This is a genomic window from Comamonas sp. C24C (assembly GCF_053345995.1).
In genome coordinates this window covers 91,911-116,448 of the sequence record NZ_JBKFBC010000002.1, presented here as the reverse complement: position 1 = coordinate 116,448, position 24,538 = coordinate 91,911, and the positions used below count along the sequence as shown (strand labels likewise).

22 protein-coding genes are annotated in these 24,538 nt (G+C 62.6%); 12 read left to right on the top strand and 10 right to left on the bottom strand.

Annotated features, from left to right (window positions below; all coding sequences use genetic code 11):
• Positions 1 to 85 precede the first annotated feature (85 nt).
• From ACLBXN_RS04325 to ACLBXN_RS04310, 4 genes are read right to left on the bottom strand one after another with little or no spacing between them, the layout of a single operon-like run.
• The gene (locus ACLBXN_RS04325; protein WP_447611277.1) at positions 86 to 790 is read right to left on the bottom strand and encodes a hypothetical protein; all 705 of its coding nucleotides are present in this window, start codon (positions 788 to 790) and stop codon (positions 86 to 88) included.
• Complete coding sequence (locus tag ACLBXN_RS04320; protein ID WP_003057075.1) at positions 787 to 1,776, bottom strand: MlaD family protein; 990 nt, start codon at positions 1,774 to 1,776, stop codon at positions 787 to 789. Before ACLBXN_RS04320 ends, ACLBXN_RS04325 begins: the two co-directional genes overlap by 4 nt.
• A 13-nt stretch (positions 1,777 to 1,789) precedes the next feature.
• Complete coding sequence (locus ACLBXN_RS04315) at positions 1,790 to 2,593, bottom strand: MlaE family ABC transporter permease (RefSeq protein ID WP_043008920.1); 804 nt, start codon at positions 2,591 to 2,593, stop codon at positions 1,790 to 1,792.
• 57 nt (positions 2,594 to 2,650) lie between these two features.
• The gene (locus tag ACLBXN_RS04310) at positions 2,651 to 3,124 is read right to left on the bottom strand and encodes a Cd(II)/Pb(II)-responsive transcriptional regulator (RefSeq protein WP_034395549.1); all 474 of its coding nucleotides are present in this window, start codon (positions 3,122 to 3,124) and stop codon (positions 2,651 to 2,653) included.
• Positions 3,125 to 3,163: 39 nt separating this feature from the next.
• Between ACLBXN_RS04310 and ACLBXN_RS04305 the strand changes: the two genes are divergently transcribed.
• The 8 genes from ACLBXN_RS04305 to ACLBXN_RS04270 all read left to right on the top strand — a co-directional run bounded on the left by ACLBXN_RS04305 (position 3,164) and on the right by ACLBXN_RS04270 (position 10,577).
• Positions 3,164 to 5,299 (top strand): heavy metal translocating P-type ATPase, encoded by a 2,136-nt coding sequence (locus ACLBXN_RS04305; protein ID WP_447611276.1) that lies wholly within the window; start codon positions 3,164 to 3,166, stop codon positions 5,297 to 5,299.
• Between the two features lie 104 nt (positions 5,300 to 5,403).
• Entirely contained in the window at positions 5,404 to 5,865 is a 462-nt protein-coding gene (locus ACLBXN_RS04300) for a hypothetical protein (RefSeq protein WP_447611275.1), read from the top strand.
• 115 nt (positions 5,866 to 5,980) lie between these two features.
• Positions 5,981 to 6,340: a hypothetical protein gene (locus tag ACLBXN_RS04295; RefSeq protein ID WP_447611274.1), complete on the top strand. Its 360-nt coding sequence runs from the start codon at positions 5,981 to 5,983 to the stop codon at positions 6,338 to 6,340.
• The gene (locus tag ACLBXN_RS04290; RefSeq protein ID WP_447611273.1) at positions 6,337 to 7,770 is read left to right on the top strand and encodes a TolC family protein; all 1,434 of its coding nucleotides are present in this window, start codon (positions 6,337 to 6,339) and stop codon (positions 7,768 to 7,770) included. The genes ACLBXN_RS04295 and ACLBXN_RS04290 overlap by 4 nt, the downstream gene beginning before the upstream one ends.
• Position 7,771: 1 nt before the next feature.
• A complete protein-coding gene (locus tag ACLBXN_RS04285) occupies positions 7,772 to 9,178 on the top strand; it encodes a multicopper oxidase family protein (protein WP_447611272.1) in 1,407 nt (468 codons plus the stop codon).
• 15 nt (positions 9,179 to 9,193) lie between these two features.
• On the top strand, positions 9,194 to 9,676 hold the full coding sequence (locus tag ACLBXN_RS04280) for a cupredoxin domain-containing protein (protein ID WP_447611271.1): 483 nt from the start codon (positions 9,194 to 9,196) through the stop codon (positions 9,674 to 9,676).
• A 19-nt stretch (positions 9,677 to 9,695) separates the two neighbouring features.
• Entirely contained in the window at positions 9,696 to 10,184 is a 489-nt protein-coding gene (locus tag ACLBXN_RS04275) for a DUF411 domain-containing protein (RefSeq protein WP_447611270.1), read from the top strand.
• A 24-nt stretch (positions 10,185 to 10,208) separates the two neighbouring features.
• On the top strand, positions 10,209 to 10,577 hold the full coding sequence (locus ACLBXN_RS04270) for a copper-binding protein (RefSeq protein ID WP_447611269.1): 369 nt from the start codon (positions 10,209 to 10,211) through the stop codon (positions 10,575 to 10,577).
• Positions 10,578 to 10,634: 57 nt separating this feature from the next.
• On the opposite strand, the gene ACLBXN_RS04265 is transcribed toward ACLBXN_RS04270, so the two are convergent.
• Both ACLBXN_RS04265 and ACLBXN_RS04260 read right to left on the bottom strand, forming a co-directional pair.
• On the bottom strand, positions 10,635 to 11,138 hold the full coding sequence (locus ACLBXN_RS04265) for an ankyrin repeat domain-containing protein (protein WP_447611268.1): 504 nt from the start codon (positions 11,136 to 11,138) through the stop codon (positions 10,635 to 10,637).
• A gap of 7 nt (positions 11,139 to 11,145) precedes the next feature.
• Positions 11,146 to 12,123: an SMI1/KNR4 family protein gene (locus ACLBXN_RS04260; protein WP_447611267.1), complete on the bottom strand. Its 978-nt coding sequence runs from the start codon at positions 12,121 to 12,123 to the stop codon at positions 11,146 to 11,148.
• A 56-nt stretch (positions 12,124 to 12,179) separates the two neighbouring features.
• On the opposite strand from ACLBXN_RS04260, the gene ACLBXN_RS04255 reads away from it, so the two are divergent.
• Positions 12,180 to 13,382, top strand: a complete 1,203-nt coding sequence (locus ACLBXN_RS04255) for a leucine-rich repeat-containing protein kinase family protein (protein WP_447611266.1) — start codon at positions 12,180 to 12,182, stop codon at positions 13,380 to 13,382.
• 3 nt (positions 13,383 to 13,385) lie between these two features.
• On the opposite strand, the gene ACLBXN_RS04250 is transcribed toward ACLBXN_RS04255, so the two are convergent.
• Positions 13,386 to 14,228: a MetQ/NlpA family ABC transporter substrate-binding protein gene (locus ACLBXN_RS04250; RefSeq protein ID WP_447611265.1), complete on the bottom strand. Its 843-nt coding sequence runs from the start codon at positions 14,226 to 14,228 to the stop codon at positions 13,386 to 13,388.
• A 205-nt stretch (positions 14,229 to 14,433) separates the two neighbouring features.
• Positions 14,434 to 15,270, bottom strand: coding sequence for a MetQ/NlpA family ABC transporter substrate-binding protein (locus ACLBXN_RS04245; protein WP_447611264.1), 837 nt, complete (start codon positions 15,268 to 15,270; stop codon positions 14,434 to 14,436).
• Positions 15,271 to 15,431: 161 nt separating this feature from the next.
• Here ACLBXN_RS04245 and ACLBXN_RS04240 point away from each other — a divergent pair, with 161 nt between their 5' ends.
• The gene (locus ACLBXN_RS04240) at positions 15,432 to 16,469 is read left to right on the top strand and encodes a P1 family peptidase (protein WP_447611263.1); all 1,038 of its coding nucleotides are present in this window, start codon (positions 15,432 to 15,434) and stop codon (positions 16,467 to 16,469) included.
• Here the strand turns inward: ACLBXN_RS04240 and ACLBXN_RS04235 are convergent.
• Together ACLBXN_RS04235 and ettA are read right to left on the bottom strand one after the other, a co-directional pair.
• Positions 16,466 to 18,766 carry a DUF1631 family protein gene (locus ACLBXN_RS04235; RefSeq protein WP_447611262.1) on the bottom strand — a complete coding sequence of 767 codons (2,301 nt, stop codon included), beginning with the start codon at positions 18,764 to 18,766 and terminating at the stop codon, positions 16,466 to 16,468. The two genes, ACLBXN_RS04240 and ACLBXN_RS04235, sit on opposite strands and share 4 nt — an antisense overlap.
• Positions 18,767 to 18,814: 48 nt before the next feature.
• The gene (ettA, locus tag ACLBXN_RS04230) at positions 18,815 to 20,476 is read right to left on the bottom strand and encodes an energy-dependent translational throttle protein EttA (protein WP_019043963.1); all 1,662 of its coding nucleotides are present in this window, start codon (positions 20,474 to 20,476) and stop codon (positions 18,815 to 18,817) included.
• Positions 20,477 to 20,741: 265 nt separating this feature from the next.
• Between ettA and ACLBXN_RS04225 the strand changes: the two genes are divergently transcribed.
• Both ACLBXN_RS04225 and ACLBXN_RS04220 read left to right on the top strand, forming a co-directional pair.
• On the top strand, positions 20,742 to 22,586 hold the full coding sequence (locus ACLBXN_RS04225) for a DEAD/DEAH box helicase (protein ID WP_447611261.1): 1,845 nt from the start codon (positions 20,742 to 20,744) through the stop codon (positions 22,584 to 22,586).
• Positions 22,587 to 22,799: 213 nt separating this feature from the next.
• A complete protein-coding gene (locus tag ACLBXN_RS04220; protein WP_447611260.1) occupies positions 22,800 to 24,536 on the top strand; it encodes a M14 family zinc carboxypeptidase in 1,737 nt (578 codons plus the stop codon).
• Positions 24,537 to 24,538 lie beyond the last annotated feature (2 nt).

Here is a 24,538-nt window from a genome sequence, read left to right as displayed (position 1 = left end):
TTAAACGGGCCTCTGGCTCGCCATCCACAAAAAGCGAGGCCTGTGCCTCGCTTTTTTATTTCCAATACGACGACCGGCGGCCTGTTCACTTGGGCGTGGATGTCTCCAACAGCTTCAGCCGACGCTGCAACTGCGCCTGTTGTTCCGCATCGCCGCCCTGCTGCGCTGCCTTGAGTTGCAGCAGCAGCCAGGCCATCAAAGGCCTGCGCCAGCCTTGCGCCGAAGCGGTGTCGACGCCTTGCTGCAGCAGGGCAGGGTCCGCCGCGCCGCCACGCAGCAGCACGCCTGCAGCCACCAGTCTCGATAGCGGATCCTTGATTTCGGCCAGGGCAGTGCCAACTGCGCCGCCGCCGAGCAACTGCCGCGCCACGCCGCGCTGCGCCTCGGGCAAAAGCTCGATATCGCCGGCTTGCGCACTGGCCTGCAGATAGCGGGCATAGGCCTGTTCTGGCTTGCCCGCATCCTGCGCCAGCGCCTCATAGGCCGGGCAACTGTTCCAGTCCAGGCTGGCTACCTGCGCTGCGCAGCGCATCAGCTCCAGCTTGGCTGCCTGTGCGGGTTGGCCGGTGCTAGCCACAGCATCGCGCGCCTTCTGCCACTGCAGTGCCTCCACGCGCTGCTGCCCCTGCAAATAGGCTTGGCTGGCTTTTTGCGCCGCAGCTTCGGCACTCAAGGCCCAATCGGGTGCCGGGATTTGGTTGCCACAGGCCGAAAGCGCCACGACGGATATTACAGCCAGCGCTCTCCCCCATTGGCCTGGAGTCTGCTTTTGCTTGGTTTTTTGCTTCATGGCAGCTTCAACTCCGGCTTGTGGGAAAACGGCCATTTGCGCTGCAGATCGTTGAGCACGGACTCCAGCCTCAGCAGATTGCTTTCGACCTCGGCGCGCAGTGCGCCCAGATCGGTCGAGGCCTCGCGGGCATTGCTGCCCACCACCTGCATATCGGCCAGCACGGCATCGACCTTGGCCATGCTTTTACGCGTATCGGCCAGCAAGCCGTTGAGCTGCTCCATGGTGGCCTTGACCTGGGGCATGACGCCATTCGCATCGAAGACCTGGCTGTCGGCACGTGCCACCATGCGGTCCATGCGTCCGAGCAGGGAGTTGGCGCGCTCGAGCATCTGGCCGACCTTCTTCGCTTCCTCGTCGCTGCCCAGCACCGCCCCCAGAACCCCGCCCTGGCCCTGCATGCGCTCTGCCAGCTTGCGCACTTCGGCCAGCGATCCGCCCAGGGCCGAATCCGTGGCGGTCAGGGCCGCCACATTGGCCAGCACCTCCTTGGCGGAATTGATGATCTGCGGCAGCTCTGCCGTGGCATCGCCGCTGAGCACGGGCCGTACGGAATCCGGCGGCAGCGGGGCATCGTCCAGCATGCCGGTATAGGCCTTGATGGTAGTGCCGCCTACCAGGCCCTTGACCAGTGTGAAGACGCTGGACTGGCGCAGCCAGTGGGCGTCCTTTTCGGTCACATCGACCAGAATGCGAACCGAGCCGTCCTTGGCCAGCTCTATCTTGTGCACACGGCCTATGGGAAAGCCCGAGAAGGTCATGTCCATCCCCACGACCACGCCTTCGGAGTCGTCGGCCGTCAGCACCAGACGCTGCGTGGGCTCGAACACCCCGCGCGCATAGAGCAGATAGGCAGCAGCACTCAGAATCAAGATCAGGGTCAGCGCCAGCAGCGCTGCAGCCTTGGCGCGCAGATGCGCGACGGGTTTGAGGCTGAGCAACTCCTCGTCGATCAGCTGCTCCTCGGCCATACGCGTTTCGCTCATGGCTCCATCCTTTTCAGTAATAGTTGCCCATGAGCGAGATCACCTCGATCAGGAGCAACACGGCAAACATGCGTGCAAAACCGCCCAGCTCCGCCCCGCCCTGCCGGTGCCGCGCAACCGGCGTGTACATGGCGGACGCCAGTGGCATGACGGCCACCGTGAGGCTGAAAAACCAGGTCTTGAGCACAAACACCAGCGTCAGCGACGGCGTGAAGATCTGACCGAAGATGCGCGTGTAGGCGGCAAAGCCAGCCAGGCTGAAGCCATAGACGCTCAGATACACAGTGACCAAGGCCACGATGCAACTGAGCGCGGCAAGCGTGACGGCCGCAAACACTCCCGCAGCCGCACGTGGCACCAGCGCCGCACGGACAGGGTCAATGCCTTGCGTCTTCCACTTCGCAAGCTGGCCCTGGGTACGCATCTGCACCACCTGCACGCCGGCCGGAATGGTGCAGCGCATGGCCACAAACAGCGCGGCCGTCAGCGGTATCAGCTCGATCACCATCACCCGCACCACCAGATCCAGCGCGTAGCGCGACAGGCCATAGCTCTGCGCGGTGACGATGACGATGCGCGCAATCACCGCACACAGCAGAGCTGCCAGCGCGGTAAAGCCCGTGAGTATGGGAGCGGTCTGCGCATACATCTGCTGGGCCAGCATGGCCCGCCCGCGCTTCTGATAACTGGACGGCGAGCTGATCAGCACCAGCAGCATGGCGGTGAGATAAATACTGCGCCACCACGCCAGGGCCTGCGCTCCCAGCGCAGCCCAGATCCGCCCCGGCAGCTTGATGGTGGTTTCACTCCAGCTCATGCAGGAATGATAGCGTCCACTTCAGGGTAGGGGCGCAGCAGCCACAGAGGCACTCTGTCAGACATGGCGCTTTGCGGCAGCGCTGCCCTGCAGGCCCTCAGGCAGGGGCTCATCGGCCTGGGCATGCAGGGCCTCGATGATGTGGCAAAAGCTGTCCGAGCCATCGCACTGGCTGCGCAGCTGCATCAGCTCGTGCTCCAGGGCCTGCAGCTCGGCCAGGCGCTCGCGCACATGGCCCAGATGGGCATCCAGGGTCTTGTTGGCTGCCACGCAATCGGCCTTGCGCGCACCATCGAGCGCCAGCAGGGTGCGCACCTCGTCGAGCGACATATCCATGGCCCGACACAGCCGGATAAAGCGCAGGCGGTGCACATCGCCATCGGTGTAGAGCCGGTACTGGTTGTCCTCGCGCACGCCGGGCGAGAGCAATTGCTCCTTCTCGTAATAGCGGATATTGGCCGCAGCGATGCCGGAACGCTTGGCCGCCTCGCCAATACGCCAGCGCGGAATATCGTGCGAATTGAGGGACATGCTTGACCTTGAAGTGACTTTATTGTTTTCAATACTGCCATGAAGCAAGAAAGCCTGTCCACCCACGCCCATGGCGGCGGCCCGAACGGTCACTCCCATGACCACGATCATGAGCATGCCCATGCTCATGCGCCCGCCACGTCCAAAACCGTCGCCGCCACCGCCACATCGACCTGCGGCACGGGCTGCTGCGCCCCGTTCTCCATCAGCGAGCCGGCCAAGAGCCAGGTTCATAATGAAGGTGACGGTCACGACCATGCCCACGACCATGGCGTGCTGCCCGGCTGGCCGCGCATCTATGCCTCTCTGGCTGCTGCTCTGGCGGCCGAGGCCTGCCACTGGTTTGGCGGCGACGGCGCCAACTCCACGCTTCAATACCTGGGCATGGCACTGGCCGTGCTGGGCATAGCACTGTCGGGCCTGGGCGTCTACAAGGCCGGCCTCAAGGATTTGCTGCGCTTCAAGCTCGGCATTCATGCCCTGATGGCCGTGGCCGTCACGGGTGCCTTCATCATCGGCCAGTGGCCCGAAGCCGCCATGGTCATGGCCCTTTATGCGGCGGCCGAGCGCATCGAAGACCAGGCCATGGACAAGGCCCGCCTGGCCATCCGCAATCTGCTGCAACTCGCCCCCGAGACCGCCGATGTACTGCAACCCGACGGCAGCACTGTGCGCATGGCCGCCAGCGAGGTGCCCCTGGGCGCCGTACTGCGCGTTACGCCCGGCGCTCGCGTGCCGCTGGACGGTCTGGTCACCGACGGTGAAAGCTCGGTCAACCAGGCTCCCATAACGGGCGAAAGCGCGCTGGCGCACAAAGGTCCTGGCGACGAGCTGTATGCCGGCTCCATCAATCAGGATGGGGAGCTGCAGCTGCGCGTGACCGCGCCTGCAAGCGACAGCCTGATTGCACGCATCGTCCATGCCGTGGAGCAGGCGCAGTCCTCCAAGGCCCCGACCCAGCGCTTTGTCGACCGCTTCGCCGAGGTCTACACCCCCATCGTGCTGGTGCTGGCGATTGCCCTCGGCCTGCTCGCGCCCTGGCTGCTGGACTGGAGCTGGCATCAGGCCGCCTACCAGGCCCTGGCGCTGCTGGTGATCGCCTGCCCCTGCGCCCTGGTGCTGTCCACCCCCGTCACCGTGGTCAGCGCGCTCACGGCAGCCGCCAAGCGCGGCATTCTCATCAAAGGTGGCAGCGCACTGGAGTCGGCCCGTCAGCTCAAGGCGATTGCACTCGACAAGACCGGAACGCTGACCACGGGCTCGCCCAAGCTGGTGGACTGGCAGAGCTGGAATGCCGCGAGCAGCGATGACGCGGCCGCCCGCGCCCATGCGCTGGCATCGCGCTCAGACCATCCGGTATCGCGCGCGATTGCCCAGGGGCTGGAAGCCCAGGTCGGCAAGGACTTTGCCGAAGCACAGCAATTGCAAGCCCTGCCCGGCCGCGGCGTGCAGGCACAGGTCGGCGGTGAACGCTGGACGTTGGCCAATCTGCGCTGGGTGGGCGAGCAAGGCTGGGACAGTGCTGAACTCAAAGCCGCGCTGATGCTGCAGGAGCAGCAGGGTCGCACCGTCACCCTGCTGGCCAATGGGCAGGGCGTACAGGCGCTGTTTGCCGTGGCCGACCCGCTGCGTCCCCAGGCCAAGGCGGCCGTGGCCCAGTTGCAGGCGCTAGGCGTCAAGCCCATTGTGCTCAGCGGCGACAACAGCGCCACCGTGCGCACGGTGGCCGCGGAAGCAGGCATCAACGATGCACGCGGCAATATGCTGCCCGAGGACAAGCTCAAGACCCTGAGCGAGTTGCAGCGCGACATCGGCCCCACGGCCATGACAGGCGACGGCATCAACGACGCGCCGGCACTGGCCCAGGCCGACATAGGCTTTGCCATGGGCGGCATGCACGCCACCGACATGGCCATGGAGACCGCCGATGTGGTGCTCATGAACGACGACCTGCGCCGCATTCCCGAGGTAGTCGATCTCTCGCAGCGCGCGCACAGCGTACTCTGGCAGAACATCAGCCTGGCCCTGGGCATCAAGCTGGCCTTCTTCATTCTGGCCGTCAGCGGCAATGCCAGCATGTGGCTGGCCGTGCTGGCCGATATGGGCGTGAGCCTGCTGGTGGTCGCCAACGGCCTGCGCCTGCGCCATTGGGGTAACAGGCCTGAATATGAATGAAATTCGACCTTAGCCCTTGATGGGCAAGCGCAAGCAGCTATCTAATTTACGATTTACTGCACCGGGCGGGGAACTAAACCCCGCCCTTCGCTATCATTCAGCCCATGCGTCGCTTTTTCTCCTTGTTCATGGTTTTGCTGCTGGCTCTGCGTGGCCTGGCAGGCGATGCCATGGCCATGGAGCAGAACACCGACCAGTCCCATCACATGGGACATGCGCTGGTGCAGACGCAAAGCCTGGATGAAGTGGCCGCCATGGCAGCCGCTGTGCACCACGCGCATGCAAGCCTCGCGACCGACGCACAGCCGCATCACGATATGGCCGCGTCCCACAAGGCAGGCCCTGCAGGGGCCGTCAGCTGCAGCGCCAAAGCCGCCGACAGCGACTGCCACCAGCATGAAGGCCATTGCACGGCCTGCGGCATCTGCCACTCGACACTGGCAAACCCCGAGTTGCTGACGCTTCACTCCAGCCTCCCCCTGGCCGCCCAGCCGGCCCATGGTGCCGCGCGCTTTGCCAGCGCAGCGCCTGCCGACCTCGTCAAACCACCGATTTCTGCGCTCTGACGCCCTAGGTGCGTCCGCTTTTTGATAGCAGCCATCGTGCTTGCTGTCTAGTTTCGAGCCGTCAAACGCTCATAACTGCGGACCTTCTCCCGGTTTTAGACGACAGGAATCATCTATGCGCCAAGCGCATCCTCTTTCTTTGACAGCTATGGCTTTGCTCATGGCCGGCGTCAGCCCGCCAGTCCTGGCCCAGCCGTCTGCGCCGACTCTCCCGGTGGCCCAGTCCCCGGCCAGCAGTCACAGCGTTTTCAACCCCACAGCGCCCACGCTGGCGCTGCAGCACCAGCCGCTTGCCGCCAGCGCGGCCATCGTCGCCCAGCCCGGTGACTGGAAGGCCGCCAATGCCGCGGTAAGCGAGTTCCCGCGCGGCCATGGCGACGTGCTCAGGTGGGAAAAATCCCAGGGCAATGCCTCCGGCCCGGCCCCGGACAGCAGTACATCCGCACATCAGCACCATCACGGAGGCCAGCCATGAAGCGTCTTGCATTCAAAGCCGCGCCATTGCTCGCCGCACTGGCGTTGGCCGGCTGCGCCAGCATCTCACCCGACGGACTTCGCGGCGACGTGGCCAGACATACCGAAGGCAGGCTACCTGCGGGCGCACAGCTGCCGTCGCCGGACGCCCAGGCCCTGCAGGATGCGCAAGCCCAGATTGCCGACTGGCTCAAAAACCCTGTCGATGCCGATACCGCCGTGCGCATCGCCCTGCTCAACAACCCCGGTCTGCAGGCCCAGCTGGCGCAGCTCGGCATTGCCGACGCGCAGCGCGTGCAGGTCCTGACCCTGCCCAACCCCAGCTTTACCTTCGGCCGCTTTCGCAACGGCCACGAGCGCGAGATCGAGCGCCAGCTCAGCTTTGGCCTGGTGCAGCTCATCACCCTGCCCTGGCGCAGCCGCTGGCAGGGCTGGCAGATGGAGCAGGCCACGCTGACGGCCGCCCAGCAGGTGCTGCTGCTGGCCTCCGACACACGCCGCGCGTGGCTTCGCGCCGTGGCTGCCGAGCAGGCCCTGGCCGCCAACGAGCGCATGCATGAGGCCGCAGCCCTGGGCGGCGAGCTGGCACGCCGCATGGCCCAGGTCGGCAACTTCAGCAAGATGGACCAGGCCAGAGAGCTGGCCCAGCAGCAGCAGGCCTCCGCCCAGTTGGCACGCGCGCGTCTGAACGCTCAGCTGGAACGCGAGCAACTGGCCCGCCGCATGGGCCTGTGGGGGCAACAACTGGCCTACAAGCTGCCAGCCCAACTGCCCGCCCTGCCGAAAATAGCCGAATTGCGTGGCGGCGATGACGCCGAGGCCACGGCGCTGCGCCAGCGTCTGGATCTGGGCGCGCTGCGCCGCGACCTGGATGTGACCGCCGGCCGCCAGGGCTGGGCCACTGTGGGCACCATCTTTGGCGATATCGGCGCCAGCTACAGCAACAACACCAGCACCGAACGAGCCACCGGTCACAGCGACAAGACCCAGGGCTGGGAGTTCGACGTGCCGCTGCCTCTGTTTGACTGGGGATTTGCCGCGCGCGGCATGGCGCGCAACCAGGTGCTGCGCAGCGCATCGCTGCTGCGCGACAACGCCATACGCGCACGCAGCGAAGCCCGCAGCAACTGGCTGGCCTACCGCACAGCTTACGACCTGGCCCAGCAGCAGCAGGCCGAGGTGCTGCCCTTGGCCAAGCTGATGCAGGAAGAAACCGTCTACCGCTACAACGGCATGTTCATGAGTGTGTGGCAGTTGCTGGCCCAGGCCCGTAGCACTACCCAGGCCGTGGTGACCGCCACCGAGGCCCAGCGCGACTTCTGGCTGGCCGAGACCGATCTACGCCTGGCCCTGACCGGCACATCGCCAGGAACCGCCCCCACCGTCAACACCACCGCAGCGCCCGCTGCACAAGCCGAAGCAGGTCACTGATATGCAACGCCGATCCTTTTTCACTGGCGCGGCCACTGCAGTGGCAGCCGCCACCACTTCAATGGCCGTCAGCCGGGTTGCCATGGCGGCCCTGCCCGAACCCGTCATGCAAGGCAGCGCCGACACGGCTGCGCCTTTGATGCCGCCCAATGGTCGCCCCTACCAACCCGTGGTCACGCTCAACGGCTGGACCACGCCCTGGCGCATGAATGCGGGCGTCAAGGAGTTCCACCTGGTGGCCGAGCCCGTGGTGCGGGAGGTGGCGCCCGGATTTTTCGTCAATATGTGGGGCTACAACGGCCAATCGCCGGGCCCCACGATCGAAGTGGTGGAAGGCGACAAGGTGCGCATCTTCGTCACCAACCGCCTGCCCGAGAGCACCACCATCCACTGGCATGGCCAGCGTCTACCCAATGGCATGGACGGTGTGGGCGGTCTGAACCAGCCCCATATCCCGCCAGGCAAGACCTTCGTCTATGAGTTCGAGGCGCGCCGCCCGGGCACCTTCATGTACCACCCGCATTCGGACGAGATGGTACAGATGGCCATGGGCATGATGGGCTTGTGGATCACCCACCCCAAGACAGCCCACCCGCTGATCGACAAGGTGCAGCGCGACTATGCCTTCCTGCTCAGCGCCTATGCGATCGAGCCCGGCACCATGACGCCGCGCATCAACGAGATGACGGACTTCAATATCTGGACCTTCAACAGCCGCGCATTCCCCGCCATCAGCCCGCTGGTGGCTCGTCAGGGCGACAAGGTGCGCATCCGCGTGGGCAATCTGACCATGACCAACCACCCCATCCATATCCACGGCCATGAGTTCGAGGTCACGGGCACCGATGGCGGCCCCGTGCCAAAGTCCGCCCGCTGGCCCGAGGTGACGACGGATGTGGCCGTGGGCCAGATGCGCCAGGTCGAATTCATTGCCGACGAACCCGGCGACTGGGCTTTCCACTGCCACAAGAGCCACCACACCATGGGCGCCATGGGTCACGACGTGCCCACCATGATCGGCGTGGATCACCGCGGTTTGGTGGGCAAAATCCAGAAGATCGTGCCCGACTACATGCTGATGGGCGAGCGCGGCATGGGCGATATGGGCGCCATGGAAATGCCTCTGCCCGACAACACCTTCCCCATGATGACGGGCCAGGGCCCTTACGGCCCTATCGAGATGGGAGGCATGTTCACCAGCTTCAAGGTGCGCAAAAACCTGGGTGTCAACGACTACAAGGACCCCGGCTGGTACCAGCAGCCCAAAGGAACCCGGGCCTATGAATGGCAGGGCGCACCTTTCGATGCCAAGGCCCCCCGCCAGAGCACGCCGGGCACCGCTCCCGGTGCCGCCACCGTACGCAAACCCGAAACCGGCCCCGCCACAGGTGCTCACCCCCAGCACTGACGCCAGGAGACTCTCATGAAGACTATTCATTTCATAGCTGCCTGCGCTTTTGCAGCAAGCGCCGGCGCTAGTTTTGCGCATGGAAACAGCACCCATGCCAGCGGTCCCGTGATCAAGGAACAAAAGCCCTGGGGCCTTGCCGCCGAGGCCAGGGAGGCCCGGCGCACCATCACCATCCAGATGACAGACGACATGCGCTTCAGCCCCAGTCATTTCAGTGTGAAAAAGGGCGAGACCCTGCGCCTGCGCGTGGTCAACAAAGGCGTTCTCATGCACGAGATGGTGCTGGGCACCCGGACATCGCTCGATGAGCACGCGCAGATGATGCTCAAGTACCCCGGCATGGAGCATGCCGAACCCTATATGGCTCATGTCGCCGCAGGCCAGACCGAAGACATGGTGTGGAGCTTCAACCGCGCAGGCGATTTCGACTTCGCCTGCCTGATCGCCGGCCACTACCAGGCCGGCATGACGGGGCGCATCACCGTCACCGAATAACGCAAGAAAGGAATTCCCGATGACAAGCACCAACCGCCGCCACGCCCTGCATCTGCTGGCCGCCGCTGCCGGCATGGCTGCACTGCCAGCAATGGCTGCTGCTCCTGCCAAGATTGCCATGGAGGTCTGGAAAGACCCGAACTGTGGCTGCTGCAAAGACTGGATTGCCCTGATGGAGCAGGCTGGCTTTGCCGTCAAGGTGCACGACGTGGGCAACAGCGCCGTACGCGCCAAACTGGGCCTGCCTGGCCGCCTGGGTTCCTGCCATACCGCCCTCGTGGGCGGCTATCTGGTCGAAGGCCATGTGCCAGCCGCCGATGTGCTCAAGCTGCTGAAGCAAAAGCCCAAGGCGCTGGGGATCGCCGTACCGGGCATGCCCATTGGCAGCCCCGGCATGGACGGCCCCGAATACGGTGGCCGCAAAGACCCCTACGACGTGCTGCTGGTCGCCAAGAACCTCATGAACAGCGATGTCAGCACCTCCGTCTTCACCAGCTATCGCGGCTGACCCCTCTCAATTCAGGAGAACAAGATGAAAAACTTCTTTCACACCACTTTGGCAGCACTGAGCCTCGGCATTGCACTGGCAACCCCCGCTTTCGCACAGGATCACTCGGCGCATGCAGGCCATGGGACGATTGCCGATGCTTCGGCAGCCGCATCGGCTGGCCAGACCGATGTGCTGACCGCCGGTGAAATCACCCGTGTCGATGCCCGCACGGGCAAGCTGACGATTCGCCATGAAGAAATCAAGAACCTGGACATGCCTCCTATGACCATGGTGTTTGCGCTGTCAGGCTCCGCACAGTCGGCCTCTTTCAAGGCCGGTGACAAGGTGTTGTTCCATGCCGAGGACAAGGATGGCTCGCTGATCATCACCCGCATCCAGCCAGCGTCCTGATGCGGTCTCTCGGCTGAGACGATGACGATGCCACGCGTCGATGGCATCGTCATCCCGTCACAATCCCGTGGACGGCACTGCCGCATGGCCTGCCACGCGCTCCAGTACATCCCCGGGCACATCACGACCGCCGTGCACCAGCAGATCATGGGCATTGCGACCCAGGGCATCCCTTCGCTGGATATCGACGCCGGCCGACCAGAACCAGCGCACTGCCGCCCAAGCGCCATGGTCCACGGCCAAAAGATATGGCGTGCGACCTTTGTCATCCCCGGTCTTGTCCAGGTCGGCCCCCGCCTGGCGCAGCACTTGCAGCATCTCTGTGCGCCCGTTGAAGGCCGCCCAGGCGGTGGCGCTCATACCCGTTGTCAGGCTCACCTGATCCAGCGGACTACCTTGCTCCACCAGCCATCGCGCGGCGGCATCGTTGCCGCAATTGAGAGCCGTGATCAGCGCATTGAGGCCGGTGCTCTTTTGCACATAGGCGATATCTTCACCATCCTTCAGGCGCAGTTCCAGCGCAGCGATATCGCCTTTTTCAGCGGCCTTGAGCAGCTTCATGCTCATCTCAGTACATCCACTTCCGGACCAGTGCCTGCCCTAAGCGCTCGCTCAGCAACACCTCGGCCTGTTCATCGTCATCACCCCGCCCCTGGGCCACGGCGTGACTGCGACATAGCGACATCAAGGCCAGCGCGTCCAGATAGTCGCCCGCATCGTCGAACATACGGGTCAGCAAAGGGCTGCTGTCATGGTCCAGATACCAGACAGAGCCATCGCGACGGTCAAAGCACCAGAGATTGCCATTGCCCAGGTAGTCCCCGAACACCACCAGCTCGCTCAACTGCGCCATCAAGGCCTGCGCCTGTTGCGGTGCACTCATCTCCACGATATCGACGATGCCTGGGAACACGACTTGCACCGGACCGATGGCATCCATGTCTGCATCCGGCGCCATCAGATCAAAGCGCGGACTCAGCAAGCGCTCGGCCCAGTCCAGTACACCGAGCTGCAAAAGATAGTCGCGCAAGGACTGGGGCAGACTGCAACCCAGGCGCCATTCGCACAGGCGCAGCTCGGCCCGGCTGAAGGGCTTGGCTTGAGCCGGCTCTTCATCCATCCAGGCATGAGCCTGCAGGCCTTGGTACCAGTAAGCCAGTCGCTGCTCTGCCGTGGCATTGATCGTCAGCCAATACGGCTGCGGCACATCGGCCTCAACCCACACATCATGGTTTTCTACAAAGCGCTGGCTGCGCCCGAACTCGGCCTGCAGAAAACAAGACCATGCCATCGCGTCCGCAGAGGAAGGCCAGTGCATCTGGGCGAGTACCGCCACCGGCATCCACGGCACATAGCCCATGCGCTGCACCTCATTCGCATCACGTACCACAAAGCGCAAGGCAGGCTGTGTCAGCAGATCTGCTGGCGGGGACTGATTTGGCGCCTCCAGCTGGGCAGCGGCATCGGCAGGCAGATCCACCCAGTCGCTCGGCGCGAGTTCGGGCAATGCCTGCACCAGCGCAGGCAGGTCTTTGAAGATTTTCATGCAGGCATTTCGTGTTTTCTGTGCATTTCGTGCGCGGGGCTTAGACTGCGCGTCCTATGTTGACGCTAGAACAGTTTCACTCCGGGCTGGCCAATGGTTCACTGGCCCGCGCACACCATATCAGGCTCAGCGATGGGCTGACCGAGTTCCCCGCCGCGCTTTATCAACTGACCGAGACGCTGGAGATCCTCGATCTTTCGGGCAACCAGCTCAGCACCCTGCCCGATGATTTGACGCGTTTTACGCGGCTGCGCATTCTGTTTGCCTCGAACAATCCGTTCAGCGAACTGCCCCGCGTGCTGGGCCAAATGCCGCAACTCGAAATGGTGGGCTTCAAGGCGTGCCGCATCACGCATGTGCCAGAGGACAGCCTGCCGGCGCGCCTGCGCTGGCTGATTCTCACGGACAACCACGTGCACCAGTTGCCCGAATCCATGGGCCAATGCACGCGTCTGCAAAAGCTCATGCTGTCGTGCAACCAGCTGAGGCAGTTGCCCCAGAGCCTTGAGCATTGCCAGGCGCTGGAGTTGCTGCGCATTGCAAGCAACCGTTTCGAAGATGCTCCTGAAGTCATCTTCCGGCTTCCTCGCCTGGCGTGGCTGGCGCTGGCAGGTAATCCAATGACTCAAAAAAAGGAGCTGGATACGCTTTCAGGGCATGGGATTGAGTCCATTTTCTATCAAAATTTGCAGATTGCCGGCAAGCTGGGCGAAGGCGCCAGCGGCCATATCTACCGCGCCAGCCTCAACGGACAGGAGCTGGCACTCAAGGTTTTCAAGGCCGCCCAGACCAGCGACGGTACGCCGCAATCCGAACTGGCAGCAGGCATTGCGGCAGGACAGCATCCTCATCTGCTGACGCCACTGGCGCAGGTTCTGGGCGCTCCTGACGGGCAAATGGCCACGGCCCTGCCCCTGCTGGATTCCGCCATGCAGCCGCTGGCCGGGCCGCCAAGCTTCGACAGCTGCACACGTGATGTCTATGACCCCGAGCTGCGCCTGCAAGCCGACCAGGCCCAGCAGCTGCTGCAAGGCATACGCTCCGCCATCGCCCATCTGCACGGCCGTGGTCTGCTGCATGGAGATCTGTACGCCCACAACATCCTGTGCAATCTGCAGACCGGGCAGGCCGTGCTCAGCGACTTTGGCGCCGCCGCGCTTTTGCAAGGCCTGCCCGAAACGCAGAAAACGCAGCTGCAGCAGATCGAGCTGCGTGCGCTGCGCCATCTGGAAAACGAGGTTCGGGCCCTTGTCGGCTGAGACTTATTGCAAAAATGCGGGCTTGGCATAACCCGCAAACTTGCTGTCCACCACGCCCTTGAACTCGGCGGACTTGTAGGCTGCAGCCAGATCCTTGGCCCATTGGGCATCCTTGTCCTTGGTCTTGACAGCCACGATGTTCAGATAGTGCTCGGGCGTTTTTTCCAGCAGCACCGAATCCGACAGCTTCAGGCCGGACGAAATCGCAAAGTTGCCATTGATGATGGCGTACTGCGCATCATCAAGCGCACGCGGCAAATGAGCCGCATCCAGGGGCACGAGCTTGATCTTCTTGGGATTGGAGGCCAGATCCAGCTCGGACACGCGCAGCGGGTTCACGCCCTCCTTGAGCTTGACCAGTCCGGCCTGCTGCAGCAGCAGAATGCCCCGTGCCAGATTGCTGGCGTCATTGGGCAGGGCGATACGATCTCCCTCCTTCAGCTCGGCCAGGCTCTTGCGCTGCTTGCTGTAGACGCCCATGGGAGCAATCGGTCCCTGGACCAGGGCCGTCAGATCGAGCTTGCGGTCGCCCTTGAACTGGTTGAAATAGACCTCATGCTGGAAGAAGTTGGCATCGAGCGAGCCATCGGCCAGGGCCAGATTGGGCTGCACATAGTCGTTGAACTCCACCAGACGCACCTTGTAGCCCTTTTTCTGCAGGATGGGGACGATGCCGTATTGCAGCTGATCAATGTTGGAGCCTGCCGTGCCGCCAATCACCAATTGCTTTTTGCCCGCGTCCTGGGCCGCCGCTGGCAAGACGCCCATAACCAGTGCAGCGCCTGCCAGCAGAGTGGTGGCCAGAAGACTGCGGCGGCGCCGTGCCGCGGAAAAAAGGTGGGTCATGCTTGCTCCTCGTCGATGTACTGAGTTTTGATGCGAAAGGTTTGGCTCTGCAGCATGCAGAGGCCTTTGCAGTATCCAGACCGCGGAGGCAAATTCCAACTAATAAAAACCCATGCTCTTATTTGCTTTTCATCTAAAACCAGCCAATCCACGGGCATGAAAAAAGGGCCGCATTGCGGCCCTTGGCGTCTTCAGTCCAGCCCGATCACTTCAGGAAGGCAGGCTTGGAGTAGCCGGGAAACTGGCTGTCCACCACGGCCTTGAACTCAGGCGAGCGGTAGGCGGCGGCCAGATCCTTGGCCCACTGGCTGTTTTCGTTGCCGGTCTTCACGGCCACGACGTTCAGATACAGATCGGGAGTCTTTTCCAGCACCACGGCTTCGCTCAGCTTCAGGCCCGAGGAAACGGCAAAGTTGCCATTGACCACCACATAGTCCGCGTCTTCCAGCACGCGGGGCAACTGGGCTGCCTCCAGCGCCACAAACTTGAGCTTGTGGGGATTGGCGGCCAGATCCAGCTCGGAGATACGGGCCGGGTTCACCCCTTCCTTGACCTTGACGAGGCCGGCCTGCTGCAGCACCAGCAATGCACGCGCCAGGTTGCTGGGGTCATTGGGCAGAGCCACCTTGGCGCCGCTCTTGATATCGGCCAGAGACTTGTGCTTTTTGCTGTACACGCCCATGGGTGCCACCGGGCCTTGCGCAATCGCGCTCAGCGCCAGCTTGCGATCAGTAGTGAACTGGTCGAAATAGGCGCGATGCTGGAAGAAGTTGGCATCCAGCGATCCATCGGACAGCGCCAGATTGGGCTGCACATAGTCGTTGAACTCGATCAGCTTGATCTGGTAGCCCTTTTTCTGCAGTTGGGGCACTATGCCTTTTTGCAGCAGGTCGTAATTGGAGCCGGCGGTGGCGCCAATCAGCAGATTCTTCTTGGCCAGGTCCTGGGCCAGAGCGGGCACACCGGCGGTCGCCAGCAATGCGACTGCGGCAGTGGCCAGAACGGCACGGCGGCTGGCGGCAAAGGAAAAATGGGCGGGCATGGATCACTCCTTGAATTGGATGCGCGTGGGCAGCACGGTTCTCATTTGTTTACCGGACTGCAACAATGTAGTAAGTATGAAGCTTACACGGGCAAACCCTAAAGAATAAAAACCCATCTGTTTATCCACAAAAGCATATAAATAGTTCAAGGAGTAGCGGCATGAGTGCTTTTTCAACCATCGAGGATCTGCTCGCGCATGACGGCCATATCGCTCGCGTGCAAGGCATCTCCATCGGCCATTTCAGCGACCCGCGCCGCCCCACGGGCTGCACGGCCGTGCTCTGTCCTCAAGGTGCCGTGGGCGGTGTGGATGTGCGCGGCGCAGCCCCTGGCACGCGCGAGACCGATTTGCTGCACCCCAGCAATCTGGTGCAGGAGGTCCACGGCATCATGCTGGCCGGCGGCAGCGCCTGGGGGCTGGACGCGGCCACAGGGGCCGTGCGCTGGCTGGAAGAGCAAGGCGCGGGCCTGAATATCGGCGTGGGCCGGATTCCGCTGGTGCCGGCAGCCGTGCTGTTTGACGTGATGATGGGCGATATGCGCATACGCCCCGATGCTGCGGCCGGCTATGCCGCCTGCCGGAATGCGGGGCCAGACTCAGGCAAAGTGCGCCCCGCCGAGGGCAGCGTAGGCGCCGGCGCAGGCGCCGTGGTGGGCAAGGTCTTCGGCCATGAACGCGCCATGAAGGGCGGCATAGGCACGGCCAGCTTTACCGTCGATGGCGTCACTGTGGGAGCCATCATTGCCTGCAATGCCTTGGGCGATGTATTCAACCCCTTCAACGGCGAGTTGCTGGCCGGGGCACGCACGGCAGACGGCCTGCAATTGCGTGGCACCCGCGATGCCTTGCTGGCGGGCGAGGAACCCAGGCCGGTTCTGGCCGGCAGCAACACCACGATTGGCGTCGTGGCAACCGACGCCATCATCACCAAGGCTCAGGCCCATCGCCTGGCCGTGGTAGCTCATGACGGCCTGGCACGTGCCATCAACCCCGTGCACACCATGAGCGATGGCGACAGCCTGTTCGCCCTTGGTACGGCGCGCAGTGGCAAGTCGTTGGGAATGATGACGCTGAGCACATTGGCCGCCGAAGCCGTGGCCGTAGCCACCGCGCGCGCTGTCCTGCTCGCCCAATCGGTGCGGATCGAAGGCCAGGCAACGCTGCCTAGCTATCAGGATCTACGTGCAGCAAGCTAAGCAATCGCCTCAAGTCGCCGCAGCTGCCCCTGGATCAGCAACTTGTCGCGCATGCGCCGCGTCATGGACTGGGTGCTTCCGTCCTCGGCAGTAAACAAAAACAGGCTTTGCTGCGGACTGACCCAGGTCAACTTGGTTCGCAGTTGCTGACGCTCGTTGCACAGCTCCACCCAGGTGCCCAAAGGCCATTCGACAGCCTCCTCAGGTCTGCCCTGGCCCATGACGGCTTGCGCGGGCATCGGGCTGGATGCCACGGCTTCAGGCTTGAGCACGGCGGCACCGACCGTCTTCTGCGGCGTTGTCTTGAAGACAGGTCTGGAAGAATCATATGCCGCCCGGGTTTGCGCTTCTTGCGCCACCGTCACCGCAGGCATATCTTCGACTCTGTCTGTCAGCACCGGCAAGGTGATATCCAGCCTTGTGCGCACGGTTTCCGCGGCTCGTTCCTGGCCCGCCAGCACACTCGGCGGTTCACCCGGTACGCCCGCACTGACAAGGTCGTTCGAGCCGATCCGATTCGCGGCCTCGGCCGTATCCAGCGCCCGCTGCTGCAGACTGCCCAAACGCGCCGCCAGCGCAGCAATTTCGACATCGGTGCGGCCCACGCTGCGCAAGCCCCGCGCCAGACGGCGCTGCAGCTTGGGCGCAAGCTCCACCAGCCGCGTCACATCCTGGGCAGCCTGCGGAGACACGCTCCACAACAAGCTGGGCACCAGTGCCAGATAGCCGCCCGGGTCGCGCTCCTGCCCTGGCTCGGCTCGCTGCTGCGCCTGGGCAATCACGCCGGCCCAAGGGCCGGTCACAAAATCCAGAATATCTTCGGGCACGCCCTTGGCACTGGGCAGGCTGCGAATCATCTGCGCCAGTTGCAGAGCATCGGGCTTGATCCGTTCGATGGAGCCCACGATCTTGCCATCCAGCAGCCCCAGCGCCGAGCTCATCAGCCCTGGCCGCGTGGACTGCTCGGCTTCGGCCTGCTGGCTCAATGCCGCAATGTGGCTCATGCGACCTTCCGGGGGCCACTGCTCGCGCACAAATTGCAGCACCTGGGCAAACATGTTGGCACTTGCGGCCCCTGCACCGGTCAGCTGGTTCGCCGCAACCTCGGCCACGGCGATGAAATGAGCAAACCCCAAAGCAGATTCGCTGGCAAACCAGAGGCTGCGAGCCGTCAGTTCATCCAGCAGTTGCCGCGCCGGATGCAAGCGATCTTCAAAGAACGCTGCGTCCTGAGACACCAATTGGCTCAACACGGGTTCGAGCTGCAGCAAGATCCGCTGCACGGGCGGCAGCAGACGACCGTCACTGGTCATATGACTCATCATGCGATGCAGCGTGCGCATCTGAATCAGGGCGCTGGGTGCCTGGCTGGGCTGCGCTGGGCGTAGCCCCCCCAGCACACTCGGTACCCAGGGCTGCTGCGATGTCTGCAAGGCATTGGCCGAGTACGAAGTCCATCCGGGCTCCAAGCCCAGGTCATGCATGGGTGCCATGGCAGCGGGCTCGGTCTCGGGCCAGCTCCCCAGCATGGAATCCGTCAACGACTGCGGCACGGTGCAGCGCGAGTCGTCGATCCAGCGCAGATCCGACGCCAGTTCCTGCAGCAAGCGCAGGGTCAGCAGGCACTGGGACCGGGTGTCGCCATCCGCACCGTAGCGGGCAGGCTGCACCCCATGCAGGCGCAGCAAATTGGCGGTGCGGGAGTATTCGGAAGCCAGAATGGAGCCCAGTTGCTGCGACATGAATTCATGCCAACAATCGGCCACTTCGGTGGCAGGCTGCACGGCCGTCAGCGACTGGCTCAAAGCACGTACATAGTTCTGCAGTCGCAGCGGATTGCACTCGGGCCGCGCAGACTCAAGCCCCTGAGCGCCGCTCATCAACGCGTCCAGATCGGCCAGCGCCAGCTCGACCTGAGGCTCGACCATCTGCACCAGCTTGTGCTCGGCCTTAAGCTGACGATTGGCTGACTCAGCCATGGCCGCCAATGGCAAAAGCCTGCCATTGACTGTATCGAGCGTCTGCGCAGAAAAGGAAAAAGGTTGGCGCGCTGACAGTACCAGCGCCTCCAGCAAATTCTGCGGAAAGCTGCTGATCACCGAAGCCCGGTGCTGCTGCAGATTATGCAGCGCCGCGCCAAGCACATCGCGCCTTGCAGAGTGAAAACCGGTTGAAAGCGATTGCTCCAACGCATATTCGGTGCGCTGCAACAATCGCAGCGCAAATGCATCAGCGCCACGCACTGCCTGGACAAGGCAGGTGCGCAGCACGGAAACGGATGCATGTGCGAGGCTCATAGCCCCTAAGAATACCCGTTCCAGCCGGGGCTGGAATCATTTTGTCGCTTACTTCAACGCCTTGTAACGAACACGCTTGGGTGCAGCGCCTTCTTCGCCCAGTCGCTTCTTTTTATCAGCCTCGTATTCCTGATAGTTACCATCAAAGAAAACCCATTGCGAGTCGCCTTCAGCGGCCAGGATATGCGTGGCAATACGGTCCAGGAACCAACGGTCATGCGAAATGACCATCACGGTACCGGCATATTCCAGCAGCGCATCTTCCAGCGCACGCAGGGTTTCCACGTCCAGGTCATTGGAGGGCTCGTCCAGCAGCAGCACGTTGCCGCCCTGAATCAAGGTCTTGGCCAGATGCAGACGGCCACGCTCACCACCGGAGAGGTTGCCGACCTTTTTCTGCTGGTCCTGCCCATTGAAGTTGAAGCGACCGGCATAAGCACGGGAAGCCATGGTGAACTTGCCGACGTTGATCATGTCAAGACCGCCGGAAATGTCTTCCCAGACGGTCTTCTCGTTGGACAGTTCGTCGCGATGCTGATCCACAAAGGCCATCTTCACAGTCTGGCCGATGTCCACCGTGCCGGAATCGGGCTGCTCCTTGCCCGCGATCAGCTTGAACAGCGTCGATTTACCCGCGCCGTTGGGGCCGATGATGCCGACGATGGCACCTGCAGGAACATTCATCGACAGATTGTCGATCAGCATGCGGTCACCAAAGGACTTGGAGACATTGGTGAACTCGATGACCTTGGAGCCCAGACGCTCGGCCACAGGAATGAAAATTTCCTGTGTTTCGTTGCGCTGCTGGTATTCGTAATCGCTCAGCTCTTCGAAGCGCGCAATACGGGCCTTGGACTTGGCCTGACGCCCCTTGGCGTTCTGGCGTACCCACTCCAGTTCCTTCTTCAGGGCCTTGGCACGGGCTTCTTCGCCCTTTTGCTCGGCTTCCAGGCGGTTGCCCTTCTGGATCAGCCAGTCGGAGTAGTTGCCCTTGTAGGGAATGCCGTGTCCACGGTCCAGTTCCAGAATCCACTCGGCGGCGTTATCGAGGAAGTAGCGGTCGTGGGTAATAGCCACCACGGTGCCGGAGAAGCGATGCAGAAACTGCTCCAGCCAGTCCACGGATTCAGCGTCCAAGTGGTTGGTCGGCTCATCCAGCAGCAGCATGTCGGGCTTGGACAGCAGCAGCTTGCACAGCGCAACGCGACGCTTTTCACCACCGGAGAGCTGGCCCACGATGGCATCCCAGGCGGGCAGACGCAGCGCATCGGCAGCGATTTCCAGCTGGTGCTCGGAGTCGGTGCCAGCGGCAGCAATGATGGCTTCCAGCTCGCCCTGCTCGGCGGCCAGTGCGTCAAAGTCAGCGTCTTCTTCGGCGTATGCGGCGTAGACCTCTTCCAGACGTGCCTTGGCGTTGTTCACCGCTGCCATGGCTTCTTCCACGGCCTGGCGCACGGTGTGCTCGGGGTTCAGCTGGGGTTCCTGCGGCAGATAACCGATGGACAGACCGGCCATGGGGATGGCTTCGCCTTCGAATTCCTTGTCCACGCCGGCCATGATCTTCAGCAGCGACGACTTGCCAGAGCCGTTCAGGCCCAGCACGCCGATCTTCGCGCCCGGGAAGAAACTCAGTGAAATATCCTTCAAGATCTGGCGCTTGGGCGGCACAGTCTTGGTCAGGTGGTTCATCGAAAAAACGTATTGAGCCATGTCCGAAATGCTTTGAGTTACTTGGATTTATGCAAAAAAGTGTGCCGCTTTACACGGCAATCAAACCATGATTATCGGTGCATGCGACAATACCCCTCGCAACAGGCGTCCAGTTGCCTGCTGCAGCAGCACTTCAGCTGGGGACAAAGGAAGCGTTTCCAAGCTCCCAACAAACGCAAACTTATCTGCCTACAACTGGCCAGGCACCCCACGGGTGCCATGACAGGCTGATACCCCGCGCCCAGGATTGGCGCAATTGATCACAATGACATTTGAAGAACTGAATCTGGCCCCAGCTATTCTGAAGGCCGTGCAAGAACAGGGTTATGAAAACCCGACCCCCATTCAGGCACAAGCCATCCCTCTGGTTCTCGCAGGGCACGATCTGCTGGCCGGCGCCCAGACCGGTACCGGCAAGACAGCCGCCTTCACGCTGCCCATGCTGCAGCGCCTGGCAAGCGGCACTGCGCCCAAGAACAGGTTTGGCGGCAAGGGCATTCGCACCCTGGTGCTAACCCCTACTCGCGAACTGGCAGCCCAGGTGGAAGAAAACCTGCGTGGCTATGCCAAGTATCTGGACATCACCTCGACCGTGATTTTTGGCGGTGTGGGCATGAAGCCGCAGATCGCCCGCGTTGAAAAAGGCGTGGACGTCCTGGTCGCCACGCCCGGCCGCCTGCTTGACCTGGCCGGACAGGGCTTTATGGACCTGTCCACAGTCGAAATGCTGATCCTGGACGAAGCCGACCGCATGCTCGACATGGGCTTCATCCATGACGTCAAGAAGGTGCTGGCGCTGGTGCCCAAGGACAAGCAAAGCCTGCTGTTCTCGGCCACCTTCAGCGATGAAATCCGTGAACTGGCCAACGGACTGCTGCGCAACCCCCAGTCCATCCAGGTCACGCCGCGCAACACCACCGTACAGCGCATCAAGCAGGTGATCCACCCCGTGGGTCGCGGCAAGAAGAAGCAGGTGCTGCTGCACATCATTCAGGAAAACAACTGGAGCCAGGTGCTGGTCTTCACTCGCACCAAGTTTGGCGCCAACAATGTGGCCGAATACCTGACCAAGAACGGCGTCTCCGCCATGGCTTTGCATGGCAATAAGAGCCAAAGTGCCCGCACCCAAGCCTTGGAGGGCTTCAAAACGGGTGAGTTGCGAGCGCTTGTGGCTACAGATATTGCAGCCCGCGGCATCGACATTGACGAACTGCCCAACGTGGTCAACTACGAGATCCCCAATATCTCGGAAGACTATGTGCACCGTATCGGCCGCACGGGCCGCGCAGGCCGCGAAGGCAATGCAGTCAGCCTGGTCTGCATGGACGAAGAAGGCTTCATGATGGATATCGAGCGCTTTACCAAGCAGGAGATTCCGGTTCAGCCCATCGAAGGCTTTGGCCCTGAAGAAGGTGAAATCGCCGAGCCCATCGCCATGGGCCGCCAGACCCTGTGGGGTGGCGCAGGTAAGCCTCCCAGCCGCGATGTGATGCAGGCAGCTGCCAAGGCGGCCCGCCAGGAAATGATGGAGCGCATCCGCTCCAACAAGGCGCCCACCGGTGGCCGCGGCGGCCGTCGCCCTGCTGCTGCAGATGCCCAGCAAGGCGAAGCAGAAGGTGAAGCACAGCAACGCCCCCCACGCCAGCACAAGCCCCGTAGCAACAACCGCGTCAACAACCAGCGCGGCCAGAGCCAGCAAGCTGCCGAACGCGGCGAACGCAACTCCGATCGCGGCACAGAGCGCAACGGCGAGCGCAGCAATTCCTTCGGCCCGAGCGACCGCGCTCCACGCCCCCAGGGCAACAACGATCAGCAGCGTGCTCCCAAGCGCGGCGGCGCCCGCCAGTTCGGTGATCGCGAACGCGGCAACCGCTACGACGACCAGCCCCCTCGCGCCGATGCGCACCTGGGCACGCAGCAAGGCCATGCCCGCCACAATGGCGCGCGCGGCAGCAATGCCGGTGGCCAGCCCGATCCCATGCGCACCAGCGTGGACAGCATGGCTGACCGTGGTCGCCGTGGCGGCTTTGGTGGCGGTCGCGGTGGCTTCGGTGGAGGCGGCAATCGCGGTGGAAACCGTGGAGGCTTTGGCGGCGGTTACAGCCGTTAATCCACGGCCTCCATGGCTGAAGGTGTGAAATCGCCTTCAACCCACCGTCCCGAAGGGCTGCAATCTCCAATATTGCAGCCCTTCTGTTTTTTCCAGCTGCAGCATCGCTGCCCGCTGACAGCCGATCGCAAGCCAGCCGACCTAATATGGGCTCCAGATGTGCGAAGCTTGGGCTTTCGCTCTTGGCATGTTCTTTTTATCTGCGTTGAACTTATGACATTTCTAACCAAGCCTGTTTTCTCTCATGCCAAGCGCACGCAGTCCGTCTGGACTCAAAGCATGCTCAAGCTGACGACAGTGGGCTCGGCAGTGCTGTTGACGGCCTGTGCCAATGTGCAGCTGCAGCCCTGGACTGGCATGTCAGGCCCGGTACCGACTACGAGTGCCCCAACGGCCAGTTCCCCTACGCCTCCCTCAACGGTCAGCCAGCCGGTTCCCCCTGCGCCACAGCTCACATCACTGCCCTATAACCCTGCCATTGAGTCTCGCTTCACCGACCCCACCACTCTTTATGACACACCGGGTCTGGGCAACGGACGACAGCAGTTCAGCACACAGACAGAAATTTCTGCATGGCTGCAATCTGTGAGCAGCAAAGCTGGCAACGGTTCCCAGCTGTCCACTGTAACCATCGGCACCTCTCAACGAGGGCTGCCGATTCAAGCCCTTATTGCCACACAGGGCCAAAGCACGCAGGCAACAGCCATCAACAGCAATGGCAAACCCACTGTTCTGCTGGTCGGCGGCCAGCGTGGCGACGAACCTGCCAGCACAGAAGCCTTGTTGGTCGTCGCACGCGAACTGGGCCAGGGCGGCCTGCTGGCGCCATTGCTGCAACAGATCAACATCATCATCTTGCCCCGAGCCAACCCTGATGCGGCAGGCTCGGCCAGCCACGTTACGGCAGACGGCACAGACCTTGTTCACGATCATCTGCTGCTCAGCACTCCGGAAGCACAGGCCCTCGCTCGCCTGACCCGCAACTACCGCCCGGCTGCTGTGATTGACTTGCGTGAATTCGCTGCGGCAGGCACGCTGCTGCAGAAGTTTCAAGCTGTGCAGCGCTACGACGTTCTGCTGCAACCCGCTGCCACGGCCAATGCACACGAGTTCGTCAACAAGGCTGCACGAGAGTGGTTCAGCCTGCCTGTACGCAACGCGCTCAAGCAGGCAGAGCTCAGCAACGAATGGTTTTTTCAGCCCAGCGCTCAGCCTGAGGACAAGTCGCTGTCCATGGCCGACTTGACTGCGGACACCCTCGCCAACACCAGCAGCCTGAAAAATTCTGTTGCCCTGCTCATCGCCAGCCGCGGCTCCGATCTGGACCGCCTGCACATTCAGCGTCGCGTGCACAGTCTGGTCACTGCGGCAACGGCTGCACTGCGTGCAACGGCCGAGAAATCGAAAAATCTGAAGCAGGTCGAGTCTTTCGTCTCCCGCGACATTTCCGCTCTCGCTTGCCGCAACACCCTGACCATCCAGGCCAGGCAAACGCCCGAGCAGCGCACCATCCACATGCTGCGGGCCGACTCCGGTCAGGAAATTGAGGCTCGTGTGGACTGGAACTCGTCGTTGAGCATCAAGCCCGAACAAAGCCGTCCCCGCCCGTGCGGCTATTGGCTGTCGGCTGACTCCGGGCGAGCCGTTGACCGCTTACGCCTGCAGGGAGTGCAAGTCATGCAGATTGCGGAATCTGGCCAGATGCTTGCAGAAAACTACACTCCATCTCGCTCCGGCAGCAACACCCCCGTGCTGACGCGCGGCGCCATTGAAGCGCCCATGGGCAGCTACTACATCACGCTCAACCAGGCAAAAGCCCATTTGGCGACTGCAGCCCTGGAGCCCGACACACCCTTCAGCTATGTAAGCAAAAGCCTGATTACGGCCCCCACAGACATTGCACGTGTCGTCGCCGCACCGTCGGTCGTTTTTGAAGAAGAAATGGAATAAAA

Excerpts from the sequence above, each read along its gene's own strand:
- ACLBXN_RS04325 (WP_447611277.1), bottom strand. The coding sequence starts at position 790 with ATGAAGCAAAAAACCAAGCAAAAGCAGACTCCAGGCCAATGGGGGAGA.
- ACLBXN_RS04320 (WP_003057075.1), bottom strand. The coding sequence starts at position 1,776 with ATGAGCGAAACGCGTATGGCCGAGGAGCAGCTGATCGACGAGGAGTTG.
- ACLBXN_RS04315 (WP_043008920.1), bottom strand. The coding sequence starts at position 2,593 with ATGAGCTGGAGTGAAACCACCATCAAGCTGCCGGGGCGGATCTGGGCT.
- ACLBXN_RS04310 (WP_034395549.1), bottom strand. The coding sequence starts at position 3,124 with ATGTCCCTCAATTCGCACGATATTCCGCGCTGGCGTATTGGCGAGGCG.
- ACLBXN_RS04305 (WP_447611276.1), top strand. The coding sequence starts at position 3,164 with ATGAAGCAAGAAAGCCTGTCCACCCACGCCCATGGCGGCGGCCCGAAC.
- ACLBXN_RS04300 (WP_447611275.1), top strand. The coding sequence starts at position 5,404 with ATGCGTCGCTTTTTCTCCTTGTTCATGGTTTTGCTGCTGGCTCTGCGT.
- ACLBXN_RS04295 (WP_447611274.1), top strand. The coding sequence starts at position 5,981 with ATGCGCCAAGCGCATCCTCTTTCTTTGACAGCTATGGCTTTGCTCATG.
- ACLBXN_RS04290 (WP_447611273.1), top strand. The coding sequence starts at position 6,337 with ATGAAGCGTCTTGCATTCAAAGCCGCGCCATTGCTCGCCGCACTGGCG.
- ACLBXN_RS04285 (WP_447611272.1), top strand. The coding sequence starts at position 7,772 with ATGCAACGCCGATCCTTTTTCACTGGCGCGGCCACTGCAGTGGCAGCC.
- ACLBXN_RS04280 (WP_447611271.1), top strand. The coding sequence starts at position 9,194 with ATGAAGACTATTCATTTCATAGCTGCCTGCGCTTTTGCAGCAAGCGCC.
- ACLBXN_RS04275 (WP_447611270.1), top strand. The coding sequence starts at position 9,696 with ATGACAAGCACCAACCGCCGCCACGCCCTGCATCTGCTGGCCGCCGCT.
- ACLBXN_RS04270 (WP_447611269.1), top strand. The coding sequence starts at position 10,209 with ATGAAAAACTTCTTTCACACCACTTTGGCAGCACTGAGCCTCGGCATT.
- ACLBXN_RS04265 (WP_447611268.1), bottom strand. The coding sequence starts at position 11,138 with ATGAAGCTGCTCAAGGCCGCTGAAAAAGGCGATATCGCTGCGCTGGAA.
- ACLBXN_RS04260 (WP_447611267.1), bottom strand. The coding sequence starts at position 12,123 with ATGAAAATCTTCAAAGACCTGCCTGCGCTGGTGCAGGCATTGCCCGAA.
- ACLBXN_RS04255 (WP_447611266.1), top strand. The coding sequence starts at position 12,180 with ATGTTGACGCTAGAACAGTTTCACTCCGGGCTGGCCAATGGTTCACTG.
- ACLBXN_RS04250 (WP_447611265.1), bottom strand. The coding sequence starts at position 14,228 with ATGACCCACCTTTTTTCCGCGGCACGGCGCCGCCGCAGTCTTCTGGCC.
- ACLBXN_RS04245 (WP_447611264.1), bottom strand. The coding sequence starts at position 15,270 with ATGCCCGCCCATTTTTCCTTTGCCGCCAGCCGCCGTGCCGTTCTGGCC.
- ACLBXN_RS04240 (WP_447611263.1), top strand. The coding sequence starts at position 15,432 with ATGAGTGCTTTTTCAACCATCGAGGATCTGCTCGCGCATGACGGCCAT.
- ACLBXN_RS04235 (WP_447611262.1), bottom strand. The coding sequence starts at position 18,766 with ATGAGCCTCGCACATGCATCCGTTTCCGTGCTGCGCACCTGCCTTGTC.
- ettA (WP_019043963.1), bottom strand. The coding sequence starts at position 20,476 with ATGGCTCAATACGTTTTTTCGATGAACCACCTGACCAAGACTGTGCCG.
- ACLBXN_RS04225 (WP_447611261.1), top strand. The coding sequence starts at position 20,742 with ATGACATTTGAAGAACTGAATCTGGCCCCAGCTATTCTGAAGGCCGTG.
- ACLBXN_RS04220 (WP_447611260.1), top strand. The coding sequence starts at position 22,800 with ATGACATTTCTAACCAAGCCTGTTTTCTCTCATGCCAAGCGCACGCAG.